The sequence below is a fragment of the Leisingera sp. F5 genome (assembly GCF_001593695.1).
This window is the reverse complement of the sequence record NZ_LUKH01000572.1, coordinates 1-2,089: the sequence shown is the minus strand read 5'-3', so window position 1 is coordinate 2,089 and position 2,089 is coordinate 1. Positions and strand designations below refer to the sequence as shown.

Below are 2,089 nucleotides of genomic sequence, written 5' to 3'. Positions count from 1 at the left end.
CCGCCACGGCAGGGCCAGCCAAAGCCCCTATTTGCAGCGGGGCTCGATGTTGTTTTCAGCCGCGTAGGCAGCCGAATCTTCCTCGATCAGCTTGCCGATCACTTCGGTATCGGACGGTTTGAAGTCCGAGATCAGCGACCAGGTTTTGCTCTCCGCATCCCACTGGGTCACACCCACCAGGCCAGGGCCGCCGTGGTTGTCGCAGGAAACATTGAAGGTCGGGCCAAAGTTCGGCATCCCCAGCGCAGCCATCTTGGCTTCGTCGATTACCAGCGCTTCCATGCCGTCGCGCATCATCGCAGCGTCGATATCCCCGGTGCCGTGGATGTCTTGCGCGGTTTTAGCGGCCTCGGCAGCCAGCATCGCCGCGTACATGCCGCGGTTGTACAGAACGTTGCCCACCTGATCGCCGGCACCTGCAGCCTTGCCCGCGTCCACGACATACTTCTGGATGTCGTCGAACACCGGGAAGTCGCGGCCCACGTTGTGGAAGGTCACCGCCTTGTAGCCATCCGCTTTGTCACCCGCCGGCATCACGTCATGCTCGGCACCGGACCACCACACGCCGATGAAGTTTTCCATCGGAAAGCGGATGTTGGCAGCTTCCTGAATTGCCACCTGGTTCATCACGCCCCAGCCCCACATCACGACATTGTCGGGACGCTCGCGGCGGATCTGCAGCCATTGCGACTTCTGTTCCTGGCCCGGGTGGTCCACCGGCAGGGCGATCAGTTCGAAGCCATGCTTCTTGGACAGCTCCTCCAGGGTGCGGATCGGCTCCTTGCCATAGGCCGAGTTGTGATAGACCAGCGCAATCTTCTTGCCGCTGATATCGCCGCCGTTGGATTCCAGCAGGTAGTTCACCACGCCCGACGCACCGTTCCAGTAGTTGGCCGGATAGTTGAACACGTGGCTGAACACTTCGCCGTTCGCAGCCGAGGTGCGGCCATAGCCCATGGTGTGCAGCGGGATGTTGTCCGCGGTCACTTTGGGGATCAGCTGATAGGTAATACCGGTGGACAGCGGCTGATAGATCAGTGCGCCCTGGCCCTTGGTCGACTCATAGCATTCCACACCTTTTTCGGTGTTGTAGCCGGTTTCGCACTCTTCGAGGTTCACTTTGACCCCGCTGATGCCGCCGTCACGCTCGTTCAGGAGCGTGAAGTAGTCGGCGTAGCCGTCCGCGGTCGGAATGCCGTTCGCGGCATAGGGACCGGAGCGATAGGTCAGCGAGGGGACAAAGAGTTCCGCCATCGCCGGGGCGGCGGCCATGAAGGCGGCCGCGGCTGCGGTGATAAGGGTGGTTGTTTTCATCGGTCAGGTTCCTCCCATGAGTTTCCGATGGTTTCGTGGTGCCGGGGGCTCCTCTCCCCCGGTCTTTATAAGCCCGGCCCCCGCGTCAGTGCGGGAAGGGCCAAAGCCTCAGTTTTTCCTTGGCGACGCGCCACAATTGCGCCAGCCCGTGCGGTTCGGCGATCAGGAAGACGATGATCAGCCCGCCGACGATCATGAATTCCAGATGCGCGGCCAGGTCGGTCGGCCAGCCGAGGCCGCCCACCAGAACGTTCTTCAACAGCACCGGCAGCAGCACCAGGAACGCCGCCCCGGCAAAGCTGCCGAAGATCGACCCGAGGCCGCCGATGATGACCATGAACAGCACTAGGAACGATTTGTTGATGCCGAATGCCTCGCCCACCTCGACCGCGCCCAGATAGACCGCGAAGAACAGCGCACCGGCGATGCCGACGAAGAACGAACTGACGGCGAAGGCGCTGAGTTTCGCGCGCAACGGGTTCACGCCGATGATCTCGGCGGCGATGTCCATGTCGCGGATCGCCATCCATTTGCGCCCGGCCATGCCCCGCGTCAGGTTGCGCGCGATCAGGGCGCAGACCACGGTAAAGACCAGGCAGAACAGGTAGGCGGCCCAGGGCGCGGTTTCGGCGCCGGTCACCGGCACGCCGAACAACGTGCGTTCGGGGGCGTTGATCTGCCCCGAGGCCGAGTAGTTGTAGAACCACGGCACCCGGTTGAACAACCAAACCAGAAAAAACTGTGCGGCCAATGTAGCCACCGCCAAATAAAATCC

At 62.1% G+C, this 2,089-nt stretch carries 2 protein-coding genes; both read right to left on the bottom strand.

The window, feature by feature from the left end:
• Positions 1-27: 27 nt before the first annotated feature.
• Positions 28-1,314, bottom strand: a complete 1,287-nt coding sequence (locus tag A2I95_RS33395; protein WP_291736752.1) for an ABC transporter substrate-binding protein — start codon at positions 1,312-1,314, stop codon at positions 28-30.
• 85 nt (positions 1,315-1,399) lie between these two features.
• Positions 1,400-2,089, bottom strand: a 690-nt coding sequence (locus tag A2I95_RS33390) for a branched-chain amino acid ABC transporter permease (RefSeq protein WP_291736750.1), incomplete at its 5' end; no start/stop codon positions are given.